Below are 16,519 nucleotides of genomic sequence, written 5' to 3'. Positions count from 1 at the left end.
TGTGCCGCAGCGCGGAATGAGGCGTACCGTATTACGGCATGAGTGAGTTCAGTGCGTCCAGCGCGGAGTTCCCGGAGACGACGCCGTTGCGCTTGCGCGACGTCACCTTCCGCAACCGCGTCTGGATGTCCCCGATGGCGCAGTACGCGGCGGGCCCGGACGGGCTGCCGACCGAATGGCACCTGGCGCATTACGGCTCCCGTGCGATCGGCGGCGTCGGGCTGGTCATGGTCGAGGCCACCGCGATCAGCCCGGACAACCGGTGCACGGCGGCCGACCTCGGCCTCTGGAACGAGGAACAGGCGCTGGCGCACCGGAAGCTGACGTCGTTCGTCGACGGCCACGGCGCGGTGCCCGCGGTGCAGCTGAACGCCGTCGGCCGCAAGGGATCGCACCAGGTCCCGTGGGTCGGCGAGGGGCAGAACGGACCGGTGCCGGTCGCCGACGGCGGCTGGGAACTGATCGCGCCGTCGGCGATCCCGTTCGGCGATCTGTCGATGCCCCGAGAGGCCGCCGAGGCCGACCTGGACCAGGTCGTCGAGGACTTCGCGCACGCGACCCGGATGGCCGAGCTGGCCGGTTACCAGGCCGTCGAAATCCATGCCGGACACGGATATCTGCTGCACCAGTTCCTTTCCCCGTTGGCCAACCACCGCACCGACGAGTACGGCGGGAGCCCGCAGAACCGGATGCGCTTACCGCTGCGCGTTGCTCGAGCCGTTCGAGAGGCATTCCCCGAGGACAAGCCGGTGTTCGTCCGCATCACCGCCACCGACTGGGTCGAGGACAGCATCACGCTCGACGACGCCGCCGAGTTCGCCAAGGAACTGGCAGCCATCGGGATCGACCTCCTCGACGTCACCTCCGGCGTGCTCGTGCGCGATCGGGGTGCCCGGCCGCCGGACCGGAAGGGGTTGAACGTCGATTTCGCCGCCGCGCTCAAGGAAGCGTCCGGGCTGGCGGTCGCGCCGGTCGGCCAGATCACCGATCTGTCCGCGGCAGGCCAGATCATCCGCGAGGGCAAGGCCGACGCTGTCCTCATGGGACGTTCGCTGCTGCGCGATCCGTACCTCGCCTTGCGAAACCAGTCCACAGAAGCCTGGCCCGTTCGCTACCAGCGCGCTTTCTGAGACCGCCGGAAGAGGAAGATCACCGTGAATCGCGAAACCAGCCGTCCGGACGGCACGAGAATCCATTACACCGCAACCGGTCCTGCCGTCGGTCCCGCGCTGACGCTCATCCACGGCTGGGGCTGTGACCGCGGGGACTTCGACACGATCGTCCAGCATCTCCCGTCCGGTGTCCGCGTACTGGCCGTCGACCTCGCCGAGCACGGCGACTCACGGTCGGATCGCGACACGTGGACCATGGAGGAATTCGCTCGCGACGTAGCCGCCGTACTGGCCGCCGAGTCGGTCGATTCCTCCGTCGTAGCCGGACATTCGCTCGGCGGAGCGGTCGCCATCGAGACCGCACGCCAGCTTCCGGACACGGTCACCCAGGTGATCGCGCTCGATGCGGTGCACTACTTGAGCTTGTTCCCCGCGCAGAGCGAGGAGAACGTCCAGGAGTTGCTGCGGCCGTTCCGGGAGGACTTCGCCGGGGCGATGCGCGGGATGGTCGAGGCCGGCTCGCCCGAAGGCACCGATCCGTCCTTAGTGGACTCGTATATCAAGAAGATGGGTTCCGTACGCCAACCCGCCGGCCTGCACTCGCTCGAAGGCCTGGCGCGCTGGGACATGGACGCGGCGCTGCGCGAAGCCGCCCAGCCGGTCGTGCTGTTCGCCGTGCGCTCGATCATCGCCCAGGAGGCGATCGACCGCTACGGCGACCGGGTCCGGATCGAACTTGTCGACCTCGGCAGCCACCACTTCCACGTCGAATCCCCGGCGGAGACCGCCAAACTCCTGACCGGGGAACTCTAGGAACTACGCCCGTCGTCCGCCATCGACCGACAGCGTGGTCCCGGTGATGTACGACGCGGCGTCCGAGCAAAGCCAGACCACGGCCGCGGCGGCTTCTTCCGGCGTGGCCAGCCTGCCGAGCGGAGTGATCGCTTCCTGCCGGGCGATCATGCCGGGGTCGCCGGCCCATTTGTCGAACCCCGGCGTCCGCGTCGGCCCCGGGCACACCGCGTTGACGCGGATGCCGTCCGCCGCGTAGTCCACCGCCGCGACCTTGGTCAGGCCGACGATGCCGTGTTTCGCTGCGACGTAAGCCGGAGCATTCGGAATCGCGTACAGCCCGCCGTTCGACGCGACGTTCACGATCGCGCCGCCCTTCAGGTGCGGCAGTTCGTACTTCATGCAGAGGAAGGTCCCGGACAGGTTCACTTGCACGACCCGCTCGAACTCGGCGAGCGTCAGCTGGTCGACGCGTTTGTGGGACGACAAACCGGCGTTGTTCACCGCGAAGTCGAGCCCGCCGTACGCCTCGACCGTCTGCTTGACCGCGTCCTGCACCGAACGCTCATCGCCGATGTCGACCCGGACGGCCAGCGCTTCCCCGCCGTCCTTCTTGATCAGCTCGACGGTCTCCGCTGCGGCGGCTTCGTCGATGTCCAGCACGGCTACCGCTGCCCCGGTTTGGGCGAACTCGATCGCCGCCGCCCGGCCGATCCCGCTGCCCGCTCCGGCGACGAGCCCGCTTCGCCTGTTCACGAGAGAGACTCGTGGTTCGCCCAGGCCACGCGGTACGAATGCCGCGCCTGCCACCGTTCGATCACCTCGTGCAGTTCGGGCGCGGTGAAGCTCTTGGCCAGGGTGTCGAGGTCGGCGACGGTGACCTGGACGATCGCCGACGCGATGAGCGCCGGGATGGCGTCCTCACCAGGGATCGGCAGGTGGCGGCGGGTCTCGACCGACTCGGCGAACCCGGTTGCCAGCATGGCCTGTTTGATATCGCCGAGGTACTGATCCAGCTCAGGGTCAGGGACCGGCTGGTCGAACGAAACAATCATCGTGTGCGTGATCATGCTTCAAGTTTTGCCCGGCTTTCGGCCGGACGTCCAAGACCGGTTCGCTATTTAGCGATAACCTGGAGGCATGGCTGAGCTGGAGACGCGCGAACTCGAGTACTTCCTGGCGGTCGCCAGCGAACTGCACTTCGGCCGCGCCGCCGTGCGACTGTCGATCGCCCAGCCAGCGCTGTCGAAGGCGATCCAGCGCATCGAAACACGGCTCGGCGTGCAACTGTTCGCCCGCTCCAGCCGCCACGTCGAACTGACCGCGGCCGGCGAGGCGCTGCAGGAACACGGACGACACGCGCTCAACGCGGTCAGCGCCGCCGCCCGCAACGCCCGCCGCGCCGGTGAGAGCCACCTGCGCCTGGTGCTCAAACCGGGCGGCGACGCCGGATTGCTGTCCGGAATCCTCGCCGAATACTCCCATCATCCCGAGGCCCACCAGGTCGACATCCTGTTCAGCGGCCCCGCCGACCGCACCGATTTCCTCCTCAGCGGACGCGCGGACGTCGGCCTCCTGTTCATCCCGTTCGACGACCTGACCGGGCTCGCCTACGAAATCCTGCATGCCGAAAACCGGGTAGCCATCGTCCCCGCCGCGCACCGGCTGGCCCAGCACCCAGCGGTTCGGCTGTCCGATTTGGACGGAGAAACGATGCCGTCGTGGAAAGGCGTGCCCGGGGTCGAAGGAACGGGACCGGAGGTGGCCGACGTGGTCCAGCTGCTGCATCTCATCTCGCTGGAACGGATGATCGGGGTGCTGCCGCGCTCGCTGGTCGACCAGGTCCCGCCGGGCGTCGTCTGCGTGCCGATCGAGGATGCTCCGCCCAGTCAACTGGTGCTCGCCTGGAACGAGCAGGACCGGCGGCCGCAGGTGGCTTCATTCGTGAGCGCGGCGCTCGATTCGGTTCGGTGAAGCCCAGCGTCGCCTGCCGGACTAATTGCGTTCAGTCCCGCGGCCAGGAGTGTCATGCTGGTCTGGTGGAGGACATCATCGCCGGGATCGGCCCCCGGCTCCGGCACTTCCGGCGGCAACGGAACCGCACCCTGGACGAGCTGTCGACCGCGACCGGCATCTCCATCAGCACCCTCTCCCGCCTCGAATCCGGCCAGCGCAAGGCCACTCTCGAACTGCTGCTCCCCCTCTCCCGCGCCCACCGGATCCCTCTCGACGAACTCGTCGGCACCTCCCCGCTGCAACCGGTCACCCGCAGCGACCGGACCGTCGTGCCGCTCACCCGGCAACCCGGCCGGCTGCAATCGCTCAAAATGATCTTCGACGCCACCCGATGCGAGCCCGCCCCGCGCACGCACCCCGGCCACGAATGGCTCTACGTGCTCAGCGGCAAGGGCTGGCTCGTCCTCGGCGAGGACGACGTCGTCCTCAAAGCGGGCGAGGTGGCCGAATTCGACACCCGGATTCCGCATTGGTTCGGCAGCACCGGCGACGGCCCGGTCGAAATCCTCAGCCTGTTCGGCAAACAGGGCGAACGCATCCGCGTCCGGGCCCAGCCGCGCTGATTGCTCCACTTGGCGGCATAACCCGCGACCCGAGGGAAAACCTATGCCCTCGCTGAGCTGCACTGATCCGAATACACCGTCGAAAGTCGGTGCCTAGCACCAAAAACCCCGTCTTAACATCCGTGTCCCGCGGACGGACACCCTTTTCCCTCCGCGCGTTTCCTTCGCTCACGACGAGGAGATGCATCGATGCGGAAACTCTTTGCCCTGCTCACTTCCGCCCTGGCGGCCGCGGCCGTCGTCGCCGGCAGCCCGCCGGTTTCCGCGGCCCCGGACAGCGGGGTGGTGCCCGGGCTGACCGGTGCCGCCGCGAAAGCCGCCGCCGGGACCGCGGCGGACAAGTTCCTCCAACTGCGCCGCGAAAAGGCCGGTCGCCGCGTCAAACCGCGGATCGACGCGCAAACGCACACCTTTTGGGGCCCCGAACCGCAGCTGTCCAGCGGCGCGGACGGAATTCTCGTCACGCACAGTGTCGTCCCCGACCTCCGCCTCTCGAACAGCGCGGACGTCGTCTACGCCCCGACCGTCAAGCCCACCGGCCATTCCTGCATCGAAGTCGTCACCGCGTACGGACTCGACCAAGGCGGTCAGGTCTGGGCCTGGGACTGGTGCGGGACAGTCGGACCCGCGAAGGTAGTCCCGCTGGACAGCTCGTTCCTCTCCAACTACACGTCCACAGTGGACGGACATCCGGCGTTCACCGTCCAGGAAGTCCAGACCGACGCGGGCGCCAACAGCTGGACGGCCTCGCTCTACAACGTGAAGACCGGCAAGTGGGACGACCTGTTCACCCAGAGCGGCAGCGACCAGAGCACCCTCAACGAGGGCTGGGACATCTTCGAGCTGTACTCGACCGTCGACCCGTCGACCGGCCAGGCCTACTACTGCTCGGACGCGAAGGGCAAGGTCTTCGAATCCAGCCAGCTGCAGCTGCGCATCGGCGGCCAGTGGACGCCGGCGACGGAATCGAACTCTCCGTTGCAGCCGACCGCCAACCCGAACCCCAGCGACTACAGCTGCTCGTCGTTGCAGTTCGAGGTACCGACGCCGAACAGCAACTGGCGCGTCACCGTCTAGGCCCAGCCCCGGCCGGCAGGAGTGCGTGCCACCAGCGGTCAAACGCGGCACTGCACCCCTGCCGGTTGGCGTAATCACCGGCCACCTTCTGAGATATCTCGCCGATCCGATCCGCGACCGCCGTGCCCGGCCGGTAGCACAACCGCAGCTCCTGCCACAGCGGCGCGTCCTCGATCGACCGCACCACGATCCCGCCCTGCCGATCCTCCCGAGTCGCCAACGCCGGTGCGACCGCCATCCCCTCGCGCACCAAGTCCAGCAAGGTAGCCAGACACTGCGGCCGATGCGGCTGATCGAGCACGACCCCGCGCTGTCGGCAGACCTCCTGCAAGTACACCGACCACCGAGTCGTCCACGGCGGATCATCCGCCCACGGATACGCGGCAAGCTCCTCCAGCGGTATCTCCCCGACCGAGGCCAGCGGATGATCTTCCGCCAGAATCACGAAAACCGGCTCCCGCGGCTGCAGCACGACACTCTCGACGCCTTCCGGAAAGACCCGATCCGGAAGCGGCGCAAGGTAAACGAGCGCGAGATCAAGTTCACCGTCCGCGAGCGCCGCCAGCGTACGAGCCTCGTCCTGCTCCTCGTGCACCCGAACCGACGGACACCACGGCTGATCCCGCAACCACCTCGCCAACGCGAGATGCAAGAACCCGCTGTACCCGCCGACCCGCACCGCCCCAGCCGACTCCCGCCGCGCGTCAGCCCGTTCGGTCAACGCCGACATCCCCGCCAACACCGCGCGCGCGTCCGCGACCACGTCCTCCCCGAGCGCCGTCGGCACACAACCCGTCGGCGAGCGCGCGAACAAGCTCCCGCCGACCGACCGCTCGACGCGCCGCAGCAACCCGGACAACGCCGGCTGAGAAACGTGCAGCGTCTTGGCCGCGCGGACGAGACTGTGCGCGTCGGCGATGGCCACGAGCGCGCGCAGGTGGCGCAGTTCCAGCTCCATGACTCCTCCGGCCGCAACCCCTCGCCTGGTCACTGTAACGCCGAAGATCGTGGGGAATTACCGACGCGAGTCGGTACTCAGCCGCTCCCGGCGAAGCGCGTGCAGCGCGATGCCCAGGCCAGCCACGGTGAGGACCGCGGCCAGCAGATAAATCGACTGCGGCTCACGGCTGATCACCTGCCCGCCCAGCAGTCCCGCCACCGCGGCAGCCAACTGGAACCCGGACGCGTTGACCGCCACCGCCAACGTCGGAGCGCTGCTCCCCGCGGCGATAACCCGCGCCTGCATTCCCGGGACGATCCCGAAGGCAAGCATCCCGAGCACGAACACCAGCCCGATCATCACCGGTTTGACCGGACTGCCCAGCCAAGCCGCCGCCAGTGCCACCACCAGCGCCGCCAGCATCCAAGCCAACGACGGCAGCAGCGCCTTGTCCGCCCACCGCCCGCCGAGGTAGTTGCCCGCGACCGCGCCGACCCCGTACAAAACCAGCAGCACCGGAAGCAGCTCGCTGCTGAATCCGCTGACGTCGGTGAGCAATGGCGCGATATAGGTAAAAACAGTCACCACACCCACATTGCCGAGCACGGTCAGGCCGATCGCCTGCCAGACGTCGCGATCGGCCAGCACCCGCAACTCCCCGCGCACCGACCCGGTCGCGGCCTGCGCGGGAACGAAGCGCAGCACCAGCAGCAGCGCGATCCCGCTGATTGCCGCGACCGCCCCGAAAGTCGCCCGCCAGCCAAGATGGTGGCCGAGAACGGTGCCGAGCGGGCTGCCCGCGACGATGCCCAGGTTCAACCCCATGGTCACCTTCGCGATGGTCGAAACCGCCTTTCCCGGCGGCGCCATCGACACCACGGTCGCGATCGCGACCGCGAAGAACGTCGCCACCACCAGCCCGGCGACGAACCGCGACACGACCGCGAGCGCGTAGCCCGGAGCGAACGCCGACCCCAGATTGCCCACCATGGACACCACGATCAGCCCGGCGATGAGCGGTTTGCGCGGGACCCGCGCGGTAGCCAGCGTGACCAGCGGCCCGCCGACGATCATCCCGACCGCGTAGGCGGTGACGAGCAGTCCAGCCGACCCCACCGAGACCGACAACCCGGCGGCGACGTCAGGCAGGATCCCGGCGATCACGAACTCGCCGGTGGTGAGGCTGAAAACAACGAGCAGCAAGGAAAAAACCGAGAGCGGCACGACACCCCACAGTAGTTCTAGTTCGAATGATTCGAACTAGAACTATCACAACTCGAATCAGTTCCGCTAGACTTCCGGATATGGCAGGGACTCCGGGCGTGGACCGCGACGTATGCAAGCTCGTCCACCACCTCGCGCACACGCTGGACGTCCACGTGCGTCGCGTGGCCGAGCAGATGGGCCTGACGCCGAGCCAGGTGATCGCGCTGCGCGAGCTGTCCGAGCCGATCACCGCCCGCGAACTGGCCGCCCGGATGGTGTGCGAGGCCTCGAACGCCACCTTCGTCCTGGATCGGCTCGAAGAGCAGGACCTGATCCAGCGCCAGCCGCACCCCGCCGACCGCCGGGCGAAGCAGATCGTGCTGACTCCTGCGGGCAAACGCCGCCGCACCGAAGCACTGCGCCATCTGGACGCGCGCTCCCCGCTGGCGCCGCTGAGCCCCGCACAGCAGGAATCCCTGCACGACCTGCTCCGCGCACTGACGCCGGACAGCACGGCCTGAGGAAAGCCGACTTTCGTCGGTCAAATAGGTCTGGACAACTTGAGGAGTGGTCTAGACAATATCGAGCACGGGGGTCGCATCGGACCGGAGGAACCGCAATGAAGCGTGCTCGTTTCCTCGTCGTGCTCCTGCTAGCCGCAGCCGGACTTGTCGTCGGCGGGCCAGCGCAAGCGGCGAACCTGCTCGCCAACCCCGGTTTCGAAGCCGGTTCGACCTCCGGCTGGACCTGCCCAGCGGGTGCGGCCGTGAAGATGCCAGTGCATTCGGGAACCTACGCCCTAGCCGTCACTCCCGGCGCTTCCGACCAGGGCCAATGCACCCAAACCGTATCCGTGCGCCCAAGCACGACCTACTCGGTTTCCGCCTGGGTCCAAGGCGCGCCGGTCTACCTTGGCGTCACCGGCGGCTCCTCCACTTGGACGAACGCCTCCGCGTACAGCCAGCTCTCGCTGTCCTTCACCACCACCGCGAACCAGACGTCCGCAGAGCTGTACCTGCACGGCTGGTACGGTGCCGGCACGTACTACGCCGACGACGTAGTCCTAGACGGCCCCGGCGGCGACACCCCCGGCGCACCCGGCGTCCCCGGAAACCCGACCGTCGGCACCGTGACCAACACGTCGATCGCCCTGAACTGGGGCGCTGCCGCGGGAACGGTCACCGGCTACCGCGTCTACGAAGACAACACCCTGCGCGCCACCGTGACCGGTACGTCCGCGACGCTTTCCGACCTGACCGCCTGCACCTCGCACAGCTACTCGGTCACCGCGTACAACGACCAGGCTGAATCCGCCCACACCCCCGCAGTCTCCGCGACCACCAGCGGCTGCACCAGCACCGGCCTGCCGAAACACGCCCTGATCGGCTACGTCCACGCAAGCTTCGCGAACGGCTCGGGCTACCTGAAGCTCGCCGACGTCCCGGCCGCGTGGGACATCATCGACCTAGCCTTCGCCGAACCAACGTCGGTGACCTCAGGCGACGTCCGCTTCAACCGCTGCGCGACCACCGAATGCCCAGGCGTGGAAAGCGACGCCGACTTCATCGCGGCGATCCGCGCGAAGCAGGCGCAGGGCAAGAAGGTCCTGATCTCGATCGGCGGCCAGAACGGCGAAGTCCAGCTGACGACCACCGCCGCCCGCGACAACTTCGTCAACTCAGTCGCGGCGATCATCGACAAATACGGCTTGGACGGCCTGGACGTCGACTTCGAAAGCCAGTCGCTGTCCCTGAACTCGGGCGACACGGACTTCCACAACCCGACCACGCCGGTGATCGTCAACCTGATCTCGGCTTTGAAGACCCTGAAAGCCCGCTACGGAGCCAAATTCGTCCTCACGATGGCCCCCGAAACGTTCTTCGTCCAGGTGGGCTACCAGTTCTACGGCGGCGCCGGCGGTGGCGACAGCCGTACGGGTGCCTACCTCCCGGTGATCTATGCCTTACGTGACTCGCTGACGGTGCTGCACGTCCAGGACTACAACTCGGGCCCGGTCATGGGATTGGACAACCAGTACCACACCATGGGCGGCGCGGATTTCCTGATCGCGATGACCGACATGCTGAAGTCCGGCTTCAAAGTCGCGAACACCGGCCAGACTTTCCCAGGCCTCCGCGAGGACCAAATCGCCGTCGGCCTGCCCGCGGCTGTCAGCGCAGGAAACGGCTACGTCTCCCCGCCCGAAGTCCAAAGCGCCGTAACCTGCCTAGCCCACGGAACCGGCTGCGGCTCATACACCCTGCGCGGCGGGCCTTCACCCGCGCTGCGGGGGCTGATGACTTGGTCGGTGAACTGGGATCGGTATTACGGGTGGGCGTTCCAGAACGCACACCGCCCATTCCTGGACGGACTCGGCTGAGCCCGTAACCGCGGCAGAGACCCCGGCGGTCTATTCGCCCGCCGGGGAACCTAGCTATCGCCACCCGGTTGTGCTTGAGGACATACCCCGCTCCGTCGACAAACTCTGACTTCGCCGCTGGCGGGCCGAATCATCTCCGCGAACGCCTGTGCGCCGAGTCGGTCGGAACCTTCCCGCTGACCCGATTCAGCTCGCTGTCGATGCCCTTGCCGCCGAAGGTCTCTCGCTCGACGAGTCCGCGCAACGCATCGTGCGTGCGTTGAGTGTTCGAATCGAGCGGCATTAGACGGGTCGGATCAAGAAAGCGATCCGGCTCGCACAGTGCCGCCGTTTGGCAAAAACAGTTCAGCCAACGATCTTTGCGCAGCGCGGGAGCTGGCGCGAACCTCGGAAGCTTGCGGAGATGCAGGTGCCCGCCACGCCACTGTCCATCACGACCGCCGTGCCGCGTTGCTGTACTTCACTGCGGTACGGACAGCAAAAAGGCCCTTCCCGAATTTTGGAAAGGACCTTTGACTTGCTGTGGAGCTGAGGGGAATCGAACCCCTGACCTTCTCGATGCGAACGAGACGCGCTACCAACTGCGCTACAGCCCCTAGGAGCGTGAGCCCCTGTTGTTCAGTGCTTGGAAAGCTTAGCAGCGCCCTCCAGGCACCGAACAGCGGGGGTCACTCTCCGACTGCCCGGCGGTACGGGCCCGCGGTCGGCTCGGCGAGTTCCTCGAACGCGGGGTCCTCGTCGTCCAGGTCGACCACGACTGCCTGGCGGCGGACACGGGACATCGGGGACGGTTTGCGCTCCACGATGTCGCGCGGCACCTCGGGGGCGACAACCTCGACGTCCTCCTCTTCCTCCTCGAAAGAGTCGTACGCCTCGTAAGAAGGAGCAGGAGCTGTCGTCGCGTAGCGGGCCATCCGGCGCTGCCGGATCTCGTCCTCGATGCGGACCTGACGGCGGAGGTACACGAGGTAGCCGACGAGGGCGATGTCCACGGCGGCGTGCGCCCACCAGGCGAGCGAGAGCGCGAATCCGGCGATCGCGGCCGTGACGACGGCGGCGATCAGCAGGATTACGACCACTCGCTGACGGAACGCGTACTTGGCCTTGGCCGCGATCTCCGCCGCTTCCGGGTCGAAGCCGCCTCGGCCGGGCCGGTAGCTGCGGCGTTCGCGGCGCGGCGCGGCGGCGCGTTCGGCGCGCGCGGGCTGCGGGAGCGGCTCCGGCTCGGGCTCCTCGTCCAGGTCAGCGTCGAGTTCCGCCTCGAGTTCGGCGAGGTCATCCTCCACCGAAGGATTCGCGTTGTCGGACACGGCGTCGTCCTCCTGTCCCTCGTTGCGAGCACTGCCCCTTCGCACTACCCGAGCGGCCAGCGCGGAGGTTGGCGTCCGCGCGACTTGCTGGCGTTTGCGAGCCACCATGGGCACGAGAACGACGAGCCATGCCGCGGCGAGCGCGACGATGATCACCGAGCTGGGCATCTCCCGTCACCTCCCCCGATCCTCTGCTGTAGTCACGCTAGCCACAACAGTCACACAGGAGGCGCAGACTCGCCGGGTTCGATCACGAAAATGCATCACCGCATTAGGTGAATCTCACAGGATGTGGTAACGCGTGATCGGTTTAGAACGCGTAGTCACCGTCAGGCCAGGTCGGCGCGTCCGGAGGCCACCAGGCGGGACACCAGGCCGTCGCCGGTCTCCTCTTTCGTCACGGCGAAACACAGGTGGTCACGCCAGGCACCAGCCACGTCGAGGTACCGCTCGAACAGCCCCTCCTGCCGATATCCGGCCTTGGTGAGCACGCGGATGCTGGCGTTGTTCTCCGGGCGCACGGTCGCTTCCAGCCGGTGCAGGCCGGCGACATCGAAAGCGTGATCTGTCACGAGCGCGACGGCCGCGGTGGCCACGCCTCCCCGGACGATCTCGGACGACACCCAGTACCCGATCCAGGCCGACCGGAGTGCGGCGCGGATCACATTACCGACAGTGATCTGCCCCGCGAACTTTCCGTCAACCGTGATCGTGAACGGCAGGCACTGGCCCCGCCGCGCCAGTCCGCGCAGCGCCGCCCACTGCGACGGCCACGACCAGAACGCGTTGCGATCCGCCCACGGCCCGATCCCGGTCGGCTCCCACTCCTCGAGGTGCTCGCGGTCGCGCAGCCGGACGCGGCTCCACTCGCCCGCGTCGCGCAACCGCACCGGGCGCACGGCGAGTACGCCTGCCGGGATCCGCAGTGGGCCGAGCGTCGCAGGCCAGCCCGGGTGCCGGTTTTCGACCGAGTCTGCGAGTGCGGCCACGGATCAGGCGCGCTGAGCGAGGAAGGTGACCTTGACCTGGTCGCCCGCGGCCACCTCGGTGAGATCCTCCTCGACGGTGATGAGGCAGTTGGCCTCCGCCAGCGACGCGAGCAGGTGCGCGCCCGACGTGCCGAGCGGCTGCACCAGGTACTCGCCGTTCGCTTCATCGCGGAGCAACTGGCCGCGCAGGTAGCCGCGACGGCCCTTCGTCGACGTGATCGACGACAGCAGCCGCGCCCCGACCACCCGACGGTGCGGGTTGCGGGTGCCGCGCGCGGTACGGATCAACGGCCGCACCAGCACCTCGAACACCACGAGCGCGCTCATCGGGTTGCCCGGGATGAGGAACGTCGGCACCGAGTCCGGGCCGAGCCTGCCGAAGCCCTGCACCGAACCGGGGTGCATCGCGACCCGGGTCAGGTCGATGTGCCCGAGGTCGGACAGCGCGGCGTGCACCTCGTCTCCGGAAGATCCGCCCGCCCCGCCCGCGACGACCACGATTTCGGACATCAGCAGCCGTCCTTCGACGACCTCGCGCAGCCGTTTCGGGTCACCCGGCACGATGCCGACCCGGCTCACCTCGGCGCCGGCGTCACGCGCGGCCGCAGCGAGCGCGTACGAGTTGACGTCGTAGACCTGGCCGACCGACGGCGTGCGGTCGATGTCCACCAGCTCGTCGCCGACCGACACGATCGACACTCGCGGCCGCGGGTAGACCAGCACCTTCGCGCGGCCGACCGCAGCCAGCAGCCCGACCTGCGCGGAGCCGATGGTGTCGCCCTTGCGCACCGCGACGTCGCCGATCTGCACGTCCTCACCGGTCCGGCGCACGTAGCCGGCGGACGGCACGGACCGGGTCACGGTGACCTTGGCCTGGTGACCGTCGGTGTAAGCGGTCGGGACCACGGCGTCCGCGAGCGTGGGCAGCGGCGCGCCGGTGTCGACCCGCACCGCCTGGCCCGGCTGCAGCCGTCGCGGCTGACGCGAGCCAGCCGGGATCTCGCCGACAACCGGCAGCTGGACCGGTTCCTGTCCGGCCGTGCGCACGTCGACGCTCCGGACCGCGTATCCGTCCACCGCGGCCTGGTCGAACCCGGGCAGCGCGTGCTCGGCGACGACCTCCTCCGCGCAGAGCAGGCCCTGCGCCTCGGAGATCGCGACGCGAACCGGCCGCGGGCGCACGGCGGCGTCGAGGGTCAGCGCGATCTGCTCGTCGACCGAGCGGAAATCTCCGGGCTCAGCGGATTCTTCCGTCGGGACAACGATCTCTGCCGATTCCGCCGCGGCGACGGCCTGAACCACCGGTTCAGTCGCCGCGGCCTCTTCGGTCGGGATGGCCGGGGTGGAATCGAGGGAGTCCGTCATGGGCGATCGTTTCCGATCCGTTCGGTCAGCCAGGCGCGCAGCGACGGCCCGTAATCCGGGTCCTCGAGCGCGAAATCGACAGCGGCGCGCAGGAATCCGCCCGGGTTGCCCAGGTCGTGCCGCCCGCCGCGGTGGACGACGATGTGCACCGGGTGTCCCTCCTGGATCAGCAGCGCGACGGCGTCGGTGAGCTGCAACTCACCGCCCGCACCGGGCTCGATCCGGCGCAGCGCGTCGAAAATCGCCCGGTCGAGCAGGTACCGCCCGGCCGCGGCGTAGGTCGACGGCGCGTCCTCCGGCTTGGGCTTCTCGACCATGCCGTGGACCTGCTTGACGTCCGCGTCGTCGGTCTCGGTGACGTCGAAGACGCCGTACGGGGAGATCTGCTCCTTCGGGATGTCGAAGGCGCAAAGCACGCTTCCGCCGTACTGGGCGCGGACGGCCGACATCCGGTCGAGGACCCCGGCGGGCAACACGAGGTCGTCGGGCAGGAGCACGGCGACGGCGGTGTCCTCGTCGGTGAGGTTCGGCTCGGCCTGCGCGACAGCGTGCCCGAGCCCGAGTGCCTGCTCCTGGATCGCGACCTCGACGTCGAGCAGTTCCGGGCCGCGGCGGACCTTCGCCAGCAGCTCGGTCTTGCCCTTGTCCTCGAGCGTCTTCTCCAGGTCCGGCTTCGCCTCGAAGTACCGGACGACGGCTTCCTTGCCCGGCGAGGTGACGATCACCAGCCGCTTCGCGCCCGCACTCGCCGCCTCGGCCGCGACGATCTCGATCCCCGGCGTGTCGACCACCGGCAGCAGCTCTTTGGGCACCGCTTTCGTGGTCGGCAGGAATCGCGTGCCGAGTCCCGCGGCAGGCACGATGGCGGTTCTGAAGGTCTGGGTGGTTGAGGCGCCCGTCATGGGCGCAAAGCCTAACCTGGTCTCATGCACGAGCCGGGCAATGAGACCCCGAGCAAGGCGGAGTGGCGGACACGAATCCTTCGCGCCCGCGCCGAACTGCCCCCCGAAGCCCATGCTCGCGAGGCAGCCGCCCTGGCGACCGCGGCGTCGTCGATCCACGCGGAAACGGTATGCGCGTACCTCCCTTTCGGCACCGAGCCCGGCCAAATCTCCCTGGTGAACGCCCTGGCCGCGACCGGCGCGCGCGTCCTGCTGCCCGTCATCCCAGACGATCCCGGCCCACTCGACTGGGCCGAGTACACCGGCCCGGACGCTCTGATCCCCGGCCGCCTCCGCGACGTCCTGGAACCGTCAGGCCCACGACTGGGCACCAGCGCGGCGACGTCGGCGCAGGTGCTGCTGATCCCAGCCCTGGCCGTCGACCGCCACGGCAACCGCCTCGGCCGCGGAGCTGGCTACTACGACCGCACCCTGACTGCCGCGGCTGGCACCGCCCGCGTGGCTGTGGTGCGCGTAGAGGAGGTCGTCGACCGTCTCCCGGCCGAACCCCACGACGTGCCCATGACCGCGGTCCTGACGCCCTCCGGCCTCATCCAGCTGCCGACCGCCGCCGCGGTCCGGTGATCCAGCTTCCGACCGCCGCCGCAGTCTGGTGAGGAGTGGTCAAGACCACTCGATCGGTCCGCCGCGTTCGGTGTCGCCGCCCGAGGCGGATGGCCGCCGCCGTGACCCTCACCCGAACCGACTGACCGCAGCCACGACCCGCCGTGCGACCAACTGACCGCAGCCATGAGCCGCTGTCCGTCCGAAGGCCCCAGTCGATGACCGCCGTCCGCACCGAAGATCCCGACCGGCGACTAGCGCCCGGACCGGAGGCCCAGCCGCCGAGGCTCAGCAGCGGTCACGCCGCCACCCGTGCCCTCACACCGCCAGCGTCTGCCGAGGCCGAGGACTCTGCCAACGCCCGCTGCCTCTGGCGATGCCCAGCATGCACAGTCGACCTGCAACCCGAGCCACCAGCTCCGCCCAGTCCGCCCGCGAGCACGCCGCGCACTGTCAGCTGGACACGGAGCCAACTCCGCCCCAATTCATCCGCCGCAGCACTCAGCGCGAACCACGCAAACCGCTCAACCCACGCATCCGCACCCAACCCACGCCAGCACCCGCACCCACAGCAGCCGAAACCGGTGCCCACGCACCCTGCCCACAGGCACCGCCAGGCCCCGCCAACCAGCCCAGCGACGCCCCAACCGACCGGACCAGCCGCAGTCCAGCCACCCAGCCGCACCCGCCTAGGACGTCCTGACCAGCGCCAACCCGCCACCGCCCCTTCCGCCGCAGCACTGTGAGCAAGGGGTAATTGCGCTGAGGGAATGTCGTCCAGCACAATTGGGTTAGCACTCTTGTAGGTCGAGTGCCAGTGCATGAAGGAGCTTCAGTGCCCACGTACCAGTACGCCTGCAAAGAATGCGACCACCGCTTCGAGGCGGTGCAGTCCTTCTCCGACCCCAGCCTGACCGTTTGCCCGCAGTGCTCCGGTCCACTGCGCAAGGTCTTCAGCTCGGTCGGCGTGGTCTTCAAGGGCAGCGGGTTCTACCGCACGGATTCGCGTGATTCGAGCAAGTCGAGCGCCTCCGCGACCCCGGCCAAGACCGAGAGCGCCAAGTCCGACTCGTCGTCCACCACCTCCTCTTCGTCGACGTCTTCTTCGTCCTCGAACACATCCTCCACCTCGAGCACGACAAAAACGGCTTCCACGCCCTCCTGACCCCCGAGTTATCCACAAGGGGCCAGTTGTCCACAGGTTCGCGAATCGGCCCTTTCGGCCGGTTCGCGACGTCCTTAACGTCGGATTCGTGCGGCATCC

The 16,519-nt window shown here is 68.3% G+C and carries 17 protein-coding genes and 1 tRNA gene; 9 read left to right on the top strand and 9 right to left on the bottom strand.

Annotation, left to right across the window (positions count from 1 at the left end; genetic code table 11):
* Positions 1–38 precede the first annotated feature (38 nt).
* Positions 39–1,130 (top strand): NADH:flavin oxidoreductase/NADH oxidase, encoded by a 1,092-nt coding sequence (locus D0D37_RS02870; RefSeq protein WP_116198922.1) that lies wholly within the window; start codon positions 39–41, stop codon positions 1,128–1,130.
* Positions 1,131–1,154: 24 nt separating this feature from the next.
* A complete protein-coding gene (locus D0D37_RS02865; RefSeq protein ID WP_116198921.1) occupies positions 1,155–1,925 on the top strand; it encodes an alpha/beta fold hydrolase in 771 nt (256 codons plus the stop codon).
* Positions 1,926–1,928: 3 nt separating this feature from the next.
* Here the strand turns inward: D0D37_RS02865 and D0D37_RS02860 are convergent, their stop codons facing one another.
* Positions 1,929–2,660: an SDR family NAD(P)-dependent oxidoreductase gene (locus tag D0D37_RS02860; protein WP_244223355.1), complete on the bottom strand. Its 732-nt coding sequence runs from the start codon at positions 2,658–2,660 to the stop codon at positions 1,929–1,931.
* Positions 2,657–2,974 (bottom strand): hypothetical protein, encoded by a 318-nt coding sequence (locus tag D0D37_RS02855; protein ID WP_116198919.1) that lies wholly within the window; start codon positions 2,972–2,974, stop codon positions 2,657–2,659. Before D0D37_RS02855 ends, D0D37_RS02860 begins: the two co-directional genes overlap by 4 nt.
* A gap of 70 nt (positions 2,975–3,044) precedes the next feature.
* On the opposite strand from D0D37_RS02855, the gene D0D37_RS02850 reads away from it, so the two are divergent.
* The 3 genes from D0D37_RS02850 to D0D37_RS02840 all read left to right on the top strand — a co-directional run bounded on the left by D0D37_RS02850 (position 3,045) and on the right by D0D37_RS02840 (position 5,560).
* A complete protein-coding gene (locus D0D37_RS02850) occupies positions 3,045–3,878 on the top strand; it encodes a LysR family transcriptional regulator (protein ID WP_116198918.1) in 834 nt (277 codons plus the stop codon).
* Positions 3,879–3,943: 65 nt separating this feature from the next.
* On the top strand, positions 3,944–4,483 hold the full coding sequence (locus D0D37_RS02845; protein WP_116198917.1) for a helix-turn-helix domain-containing protein: 540 nt from the start codon (positions 3,944–3,946) through the stop codon (positions 4,481–4,483).
* A 189-nt stretch (positions 4,484–4,672) separates the two neighbouring features.
* Entirely contained in the window at positions 4,673–5,560 is an 888-nt protein-coding gene (locus D0D37_RS02840) for a carbohydrate-binding protein (RefSeq protein WP_116198916.1), read from the top strand.
* On the opposite strand, the gene D0D37_RS02835 is transcribed toward D0D37_RS02840, so the two are convergent.
* A complete protein-coding gene (locus tag D0D37_RS02835) occupies positions 5,550–6,518 on the bottom strand; it encodes a LysR family transcriptional regulator (RefSeq protein ID WP_167493484.1) in 969 nt (322 codons plus the stop codon). The two genes, D0D37_RS02840 and D0D37_RS02835, sit on opposite strands and share 11 nt — an antisense overlap.
* Before the next feature lie 57 nt (positions 6,519–6,575).
* Entirely contained in the window at positions 6,576–7,724 is a 1,149-nt protein-coding gene (locus D0D37_RS02830; protein WP_116198914.1) for an MFS transporter, read from the bottom strand.
* 80 nt (positions 7,725–7,804) lie between these two features.
* Between D0D37_RS02830 and D0D37_RS02825 the strand changes: the two genes are divergently transcribed.
* Both D0D37_RS02825 and D0D37_RS02820 read left to right on the top strand, forming a co-directional pair.
* Complete coding sequence (locus tag D0D37_RS02825; RefSeq protein ID WP_116198913.1) at positions 7,805–8,227, top strand: MarR family winged helix-turn-helix transcriptional regulator; 423 nt, start codon at positions 7,805–7,807, stop codon at positions 8,225–8,227.
* A gap of 98 nt (positions 8,228–8,325) precedes the next feature.
* Entirely contained in the window at positions 8,326–10,086 is a 1,761-nt protein-coding gene (locus D0D37_RS02820; protein WP_116198912.1) for a chitinase, read from the top strand.
* 523 nt (positions 10,087–10,609) lie between these two features.
* Here D0D37_RS02820 and D0D37_RS02815 read toward each other — a convergent pair.
* The 5 genes from D0D37_RS02815 to D0D37_RS02795 form a co-directional block, all read right to left on the bottom strand.
* Positions 10,610–10,682 (bottom strand) — tRNA-Ala (locus D0D37_RS02815).
* Between the two features lie 72 nt (positions 10,683–10,754).
* Positions 10,755–11,564 carry a divisome protein SepX/GlpR gene (gene sepX / locus D0D37_RS02810; protein ID WP_116198911.1) on the bottom strand — a complete coding sequence of 270 codons (810 nt, stop codon included), beginning with the start codon at positions 11,562–11,564 and terminating at the stop codon, positions 10,755–10,757.
* A 161-nt stretch (positions 11,565–11,725) separates the two neighbouring features.
* Positions 11,726–12,385, bottom strand: a complete 660-nt coding sequence (locus tag D0D37_RS02805) for a GNAT family N-acetyltransferase (protein ID WP_116198910.1) — start codon at positions 12,383–12,385, stop codon at positions 11,726–11,728.
* Positions 12,386–12,388: 3 nt separating this feature from the next.
* Complete coding sequence (gene glp / locus D0D37_RS02800; protein WP_116198962.1) at positions 12,389–13,651, bottom strand: molybdotransferase-like divisome protein Glp; 1,263 nt, start codon at positions 13,649–13,651, stop codon at positions 12,389–12,391.
* A 95-nt stretch (positions 13,652–13,746) separates the two neighbouring features.
* Positions 13,747–14,652 carry a UTP--glucose-1-phosphate uridylyltransferase gene (locus D0D37_RS02795; RefSeq protein ID WP_116198909.1) on the bottom strand — a complete coding sequence of 302 codons (906 nt, stop codon included), beginning with the start codon at positions 14,650–14,652 and terminating at the stop codon, positions 13,747–13,749.
* Positions 14,653–14,676: 24 nt separating this feature from the next.
* Here D0D37_RS02795 and D0D37_RS02790 point away from each other — a divergent pair, with 24 nt between their 5' ends.
* On the top strand, positions 14,677–15,276 hold the full coding sequence (locus D0D37_RS02790; RefSeq protein ID WP_116198908.1) for a 5-formyltetrahydrofolate cyclo-ligase: 600 nt from the start codon (positions 14,677–14,679) through the stop codon (positions 15,274–15,276).
* Positions 15,277–16,090: 814 nt separating this feature from the next.
* Positions 16,091–16,420 (top strand): FmdB family zinc ribbon protein, encoded by a 330-nt coding sequence (locus D0D37_RS02785; protein WP_116198907.1) that lies wholly within the window; start codon positions 16,091–16,093, stop codon positions 16,418–16,420.
* The last annotated feature ends 99 nt before the right edge of the window (positions 16,421–16,519 follow it).

Origin of the sequence: Amycolatopsis circi, assembly GCF_003385235.1 — a bacterium.
Classification (GTDB): Bacteria; Actinomycetota; Actinomycetes; order Mycobacteriales; family Pseudonocardiaceae; genus Amycolatopsis; species Amycolatopsis circi.
This window is presented reverse-complemented; position numbering and strand designations above follow the sequence as displayed.